Raw genomic sequence first — 6,467 nt, 5'->3', positions numbered from 1 at the left:
CATGGCTCAAGCGTCACGCGATTGCGAACTTCTGCCCCGACAATCTCAACGAGTTGCACACCGTCGCTCGCAACAAGCTCAAAAGCGCTCAGCACCGACCTTCGATCATCGTCGCGTGCTGGATTCAGGCAACCTTGTGGTGACGTCATGATTTATGGAAAGGTCAATAGATACTCGTAATATTCCGAGTCAGATTGTGGCCGCTTATTTTTTCGTACCGATCAGTGTCGACGCAAACTTGCAGAGCGGCGGCCTTAACTCGAGCGCATCAACATCCATCGTGCCTGGCACACAGTGCGATTTGGCTTCGGTTATGTCCTCGCCTTTTGGTAGCTGACGCGGCGGCAACGGTTGGGGCCATATACCGCCATTCTAGGGTTTGGAAATCAGTCAATCCGGCGTTCGGGTTGCTGGTCGCGCGGCAACACGGATGTCAAAACCACCGACATCGTAAATGGACAGCGAACCGATCGGCCGGATCTTGGCAGACAACTATGCCAACTGCAGCGAATCATCCGGAAGATGGAAGCGCGTCGTGAATCGCCCTGTAAAGGGTTGCTCGATTGCGCAGCTTGCATTGAGTTCCGCTACTTCATGCCACCCGATAACAATTCCCGCTATTTGTTCGTCGGCCCTTGAAGTTTTGCAGCGAGTACCGGCTCGCCTCGCCGCTACCCGCATCTTTCGTATGCCGAGGCATGTCTACCACTCGTAACCGACCTGTGCGCGCACCCCCATATCGCCGGCGTTGGACGCCGCAAAGCCTGCGTTAACCAACCAGCGGCTGTCCTCTGATCGGTGCGTCACACCTACAGCGACCGCGTTGCCACTCTTGTAATTGGCCCCGCCTACAGCGACGACCGTACGACCAGGGCCCGATGGTGTCATGTTCGGCATGGCCATCGCTGCGGCAATCCCGCCGTAGGCTCCGCGTGCCAAGCTGTCGATTTCATGGTTCACATCGGTGATACGCTGGTCGGTGTAGCTGTTGGCCTGCCCCACGCCCTGCGCGACACTCTGGTTGAGCTGCTGCACGTTCACCGCGTCAGTGGCCTGCGTGCCCGCCGCCACGTTCGTGATCTGCCGCTCCGCGCCTGGCGTGCCCACGCTCACCACGTTGCTGCGGCCCCCGTCGCTCGAATTCGCCCCGATCGCCGCCGAGTTGCTCCCCTTCGTCACCGTCGGCTGGTCCGTCCAGTCTCCCTTCACGTCCGCCACGAACCCGGCGGTGCCTCGCTTCAGCTCCGCCACCGTCGAGTTCGTCGTCGAGAGCCCCGTCGACAGCGAGGTCAGCCCGCCCTGCGTCGAGGTCGACAGCGACGCCACGCTGCTGTTGGTCGTGGAGAGCCCCGTCGAGAGCGCCGCCACCTCGCTGGCCACCGAGTACAGCTGGCTGCCGTTGATCGCATCCGTGCTGTTCGCCCCGATCTGCCCGGCCGCCACGTTCGTGATCTGCCGCTCGAAGCCCACCGACCCTACGCTCACCACCCCCGCCGGCGCGCTGCCCGCGAACCCGCCGTACGTGATGCCGCCCACCGCCGCGCTGCTCACCGCCGTGGCCGCCCCCGTCACCGCGCCCGCCCCCAGCGCCACCGAGTTGTCCTCACTCGCAACCGCGTGTGTGCCCAGCGCCACCGAGTTGCTTCCGCTTGCTGTCGCGTTATTACCCACTGCCGTGGCCAAACTACCACTGGCAAGTGCCGCACTGCCCAGCGCGCTGGCTCCCACACCCGAGGCGCTCGCGCCCCAGCCCACCGCGGTGGCAAGATCATCGCTGGCCGCGGCGCCTTCTCCTAGCGCCACCGCCCCATTACCCGATGATGCGGCTTGCGGCCCGATCGCAATCGCGTTGACGCCTGTCGCACCGTCGTCGTTGTAGTTCGCCTTTTGCACGCCGCCGTCGTTCACGCTCACGTAGTGCGTCTTCGCCCCCGCGATCGAGCTCGACAGGCCATTGGCCACCGAGTACAGCTCGCTGCCATTGATCGCGTCGGTGCTGTTGGCCGTGATCGAGCCGGCCGCCACGTTCGTAATCTGCCGCTCCGCGCCCGCCGAGCCCACGCTCACCACCCCCACCGGCGCGTTGCCCGCAAAGCCCGTGTACAGCGTGTTGCCGATCGTCGCCCCGGGCACCGCTGTGGCCGCCGTGGTGGCTTGCGAATTGGCCCCCAGCGCGACCGAGTTTATCGAGCTCGCCGTCGCCCCGGCGCCCAGCGCCACCGTGTCGCCCACGCTCGCCGTCGAGCCGAAACCCAGCGCCAGCGCGCCCTGATCGTTCGCCGTCGCCGACGGTCCGATCGCAATCGCCCCCGGCGCCTTCGCGCCGTCGCCGTTGTAGTTACCCAGCACCAGGCCCCCGTCGTTGATGCTCACGTAGTGCGTCCTGACACTTGATATCGACGTCGACAGTTGCTCCACGTTCACCGCGTCATTCGCGCTCACGCCATCAGCCACGTTCGACAGCCTCACCGGTGCGGTCGCACCCACTCCGCCCAGCGTCACTCGCGACTTCGTGCTGTCGTCATACATCACTGCCCCTGCAGCAAGCGTCGAGAGGCCCGTCGAGAGCGAGGAGACACCCGTGGAAAGCGAACCCACACCCGTTGAGAGCGACGACACACCGGTTGACAGCGACGACACGTTCGTCACCACCGTGGTCGACAGCGCATTCAGTTGCTCCACGTTCACCGCGTCATTCGCGTTCACCCCGTCGGCCACGTTCGACAGCTTCACAGGGGCAGTCGCCCCCGCTCCGCCCAGAGTCACCTGTGACTTCGTGACGTCGTCGTACATCACCGCGCTGGCCAGGCCCGTGGAGAGCGAGGACACCCCCGTTGAGAGCGAAGCCACACCAGTCGACAGCGACGACACGTTCGTCACCACCGTAGTGGACAGCGTATCCAGGGCCGCACTGGTAGCGTTCAGCGCCGTGTTGGTCGCGTACAGCTGCGAGCCGTTGACCGCATCCGTGCTCGTGCCCAGCACCTGGCCCGGCGCCACGTTCGTGATCTGCCGTTCGTTCCCGGCCGAGCCCACGCTCACCACGCCGCTTGCACTGCCCGCGTACGTGTACGCCGTGCCCGCAATCGTGTCGCCCGTCACCGGCACCGCGGCTGTCGTCGCCTGCGAATTGGCGCCCAGCGCTACCGAATTCAGCGACGTGACTGTCGCCTGGTTGCCCAGTGCGACATCGCCCACCTGTGTGGCAGTTGAGCCCGCACCTACCACAACTGTGTCAGCAGCGGAAGAAACCGCGAAGCTGCCCACCGTGACACTGCCGGACGCATTTGTCGCCGTGCCAAGGATGTTTACGGCGTCCGGCGAATCGGACGCTGCGACTCGGCCGCCCCCTGTACCGTAGGGATCAACCACGAATGCATTAGCGGAGCTTTGAACAGCGCCGCTGCTTGGGGCCAACAGGATTACATTTGTCGACGCAGAATCTGCTGAGAGACCATTATTGCCAATTACAATCCCCTGTACGGCATCATTTTCAATCTGGTTACCCAATGCAATTCCATCATTAGCGGTGACCTTCACGTCCTCGCCAATAGCCGTTGCGTTTGACCCCGCGTCAACTGTTACGACTGCATTAGGTCCGTAAGCGACATTTGCGGAGCCAGTGCTTGTACCACCGTCCAACCCGCCCGCCAGCGCGGTACCAGCGCTAACCACCAGCAACGCTGCGCCAGCACTTGCGCCCACCAGACGACGAGTGCTCAGTGACTTCCGTCTGCCCGCCTTGGCCGTCTCTGCCACTGCCGCCCACGCACCGGCCCTCTCGCTCCAAACAAGGCGATATGATTTATTCATTTTTGCATCCTAAATTAGCATACCTACATATTCTATAAAATAAAAAGCATCTTCCCGAACTGGTTCCACCGCATATCTGTTTGACGAGTCGAATATAGCTTTACGAGATAGCCTGGTCAATAAAATATCGCGTAATTTACATTACCCGCCGAATGATAATGAAGTACAATATTTTTACCCTAATAACAAACTCGCCTAATTAAAATGATCAACCTTATAACAAAGCAAGTTTTTAGTATCCACCGGTAGCTGGCGCAGCACATCATTTTCATGAAGGCTTTGTGAATAAACCGGAGACGTTCCCAAGCCGTTTCGCGATCGACGCTAACGTGCGCAGCAATATGGCCGCGCCACATTGTTTGCATGTCGATGCCGACTGTGTGTAATAGGTGGAGTCCCCGGGCCTTGCTTGATCAATTCAGCACCCGATTGAACGTCCTCGCGCGGCTCCGGCTCTTCTGTATGCTACCGACAGCCAGGGGTTTGATGGAGATCACCTGATCCCGTTTATAAGCCGCGTCGAAAATTTGTACGGGAAATTCAGGTCCTGCGCGTATCCGCCAACCTGGCATGCAGTTTTTCTTCTTTCAGCTTTGGCTTGGCGCCGGTATGCCTCGCGCTAAACCACCGATTTCGTCAGGCGACACGCCCTGAGTCAGGTGACACTCCAGATCAACAGCAGTTTCGTGCAAATTAGATAGTCTCACCGAATCGAGGGCAAAATGAAGTGACCTATAATCATCGTCCTATAACAAATCTTTATAGGAACCACGGGAAAAATCGACACGTAAAGCGTAGCGATATAACCTATGTCCTCCATGGGGAGAGCGCTGCGTTGGATAGACTGTCTGCAGCCCAGAACCGCCTATACAGACCGCTATCGGCCATGGATTTCTGCTTTCGGATCGATCCAATGTGATTGGATGTATATGTCGATCTTGATCCAGAACAGGTGCCAATCACGATCAATTGCCATATCATGCGAAGGTCTGTTTTTTCGACGTCGCGGCCAGCCGGCATTTGACGATGCAGTGGGCCTTCGGAGTGATTGTCCAAGCTCACTACCGGAGCTTGTCAAGCGCTTCCGGCCCCCCCACCTGGTGTTACCGGCAGCTTGCGTCTATTCTTTTTTCACCCCTTTGGCTGTCAGCGGCCGGCTCCAATGACGTGTTCTGCACTCGTCGTAAGTGGTTACCGCTCAGCAAGGGCAAATTCCAAAAGGAGAAAACGATGTCACGATCCATTTTGCGGCGCACTTTCATGGCGTTCGGTGGCTTGGCCTTGGCTGGCACGCTGACTTGGGCGCAAGCGGCGCCGGTCTCATTTCAGGTGCCGTTGACGGGTGCCCAGCAGGTTCCGCCGGTGCAGACTCCGGGCAGCGGCAGCGCCGACCTCACGTACGACCCCGACACGCACGTCGTCACCTGGAACATCCGCTTCAGCGGATTGTCGAGTCAGGCCACGATGGCCCATTTCCACGGCCCCGCCCCGGCCGGCAAAAACGCTGGCGTGAGGGTCTGGCTCTCCCAGAAGGGCAGCATGGAGATGACGAGCCCGGTCAGCGGCCAGGCTACGCTATCTCCTGACGACGTCAAGATGTTCGAAGCCGGTGACATGTACATCAACGTTCACACCAAAAACAATCCGAACGGCGAGATCCGCGGCCAGGTGGTGCCGCCGAAGGGCAACTGACGTAACCACGCAAGCGGCGCCCTTTGGTCAGGTTCGCGGCAAGCCTAGAGAAAAGCCGCGAGCAGCATCACCACGGCGGCGCCCAGGCCGAGCGGCAGCAGCGCCATCAGCGCTGACGTCTGCCGCGGCGAGCCGATGGCTGAGGGCAACAGCTTGTAGCCGGTCAGCATCGGACGCAGCAGGTTATGTCCCTTCGCTATTGCGTAGAGAGCGATTACGAGCACATGGAGCGCTACGGCGGCGAGCAGAACGTCCCAAACGAGCCCGTGCAGTGTCGAGATAGCATTGGCGAGCCACGCGGGGACCACTTCACTCAACGGCCCTTCGTCGGCGATGTCGTTGTTGACGTAGAGCCCGCTCAACGTCTCGACCAGTAACAACGCGAGGAGCAGCAGGACCATCCAGCCGCCGGCCGGATTGTGGCCGACCTGCTCATCCGGCTCGCGGCGTAACAGGTGGCGCAGATGATGAAGTGCAGCCGCGGGCGACGCCACGAAACTGCGAAAGCGCGCGGTCTCGCTTCCAGAAAAGCCCCATAGCACGCGGAAAATAACCAGCGCGAGCAGTGTCTCGCCGACCCGGACGTGCCAGTCGATCCAGTTCAGTTTCAAGGTCACATAGGCCGCCGTGACCAGCACGACCACCAGCCAGTGAAACAGGCGCACCGGTGCATCCCAGACCAGCACCGAGCGGCAGACAGGCTGTACGTGCAGTTTGGCAAGTTCGTCAGGATCCATGTGTCGTGCTTCCCTCCGCAAGCAGCTAGCGTCATGCTATAAGCCGCTCACGTTACGAGAATGGAGCGTGGTTCATTTTACAAGTTGTGCGCCAAAAGCGTAAGTGCCTCACAACGCTTGCAATTACCCACAAGTCGGATGCGAAACCTGGTGCACGTTATGTTTCGTGTGCGAGCGAAATGGCCGGCAAGCGACAGGCGGATGAGCGGGCGTGGTTCGAGAAGG

General features: G+C 60.6%; 3 protein-coding genes and 2 pseudogenes. 2 read left to right on the top strand and 3 right to left on the bottom strand.

Annotated elements, in window-relative coordinates:
• Nucleotides 1-143: pseudogene (locus tag HV796_RS39590) on the top strand (IS630-like element ISCARN39 family transposase); the annotation flags it as partial.
• Between the two features lie 559 nt (nucleotides 144-702).
• Here the strand turns inward: HV796_RS39590 and HV796_RS39585 are convergent.
• Both HV796_RS39585 and HV796_RS46205 read right to left on the bottom strand, forming a co-directional pair.
• Nucleotides 703-3,198, bottom strand: coding sequence for a YadA family autotransporter adhesin (locus HV796_RS39585; RefSeq protein ID WP_246356330.1), 2,496 nt, complete (start codon nucleotides 3,196-3,198; stop codon nucleotides 703-705).
• A 480-nt stretch (nucleotides 3,199-3,678) separates the two neighbouring features.
• Nucleotides 3,679-3,813: pseudogene (locus HV796_RS46205) on the bottom strand (ESPR-type extended signal peptide-containing protein); the annotation flags it as partial.
• A gap of 1,230 nt (nucleotides 3,814-5,043) precedes the next feature.
• Between HV796_RS46205 and HV796_RS39580 the strand changes: the two are divergent.
• Nucleotides 5,044-5,505 (top strand): CHRD domain-containing protein, encoded by a 462-nt coding sequence (locus tag HV796_RS39580; protein ID WP_175233203.1) that lies wholly within the window; start codon nucleotides 5,044-5,046, stop codon nucleotides 5,503-5,505.
• 44 nt (nucleotides 5,506-5,549) lie between these two features.
• Here the strand turns inward: HV796_RS39580 and HV796_RS39575 are convergent, their stop codons facing one another.
• Nucleotides 5,550-6,242: a cytochrome b/b6 domain-containing protein gene (locus HV796_RS39575; RefSeq protein WP_175233202.1), complete on the bottom strand. Its 693-nt coding sequence runs from the start codon at nucleotides 6,240-6,242 to the stop codon at nucleotides 5,550-5,552.
• Nucleotides 6,243-6,467 lie beyond the last annotated feature (225 nt).

It is taken from the genome of Paraburkholderia humisilvae (assembly GCF_902859855.1).
In the GTDB taxonomy this organism is placed as follows: Bacteria; Pseudomonadota; Gammaproteobacteria; order Burkholderiales; family Burkholderiaceae; genus Paraburkholderia; species Paraburkholderia humisilvae.
Note: the sequence above shows the minus strand (reverse complement) of the source record. Positions and strands in the feature narration are given on the sequence as shown.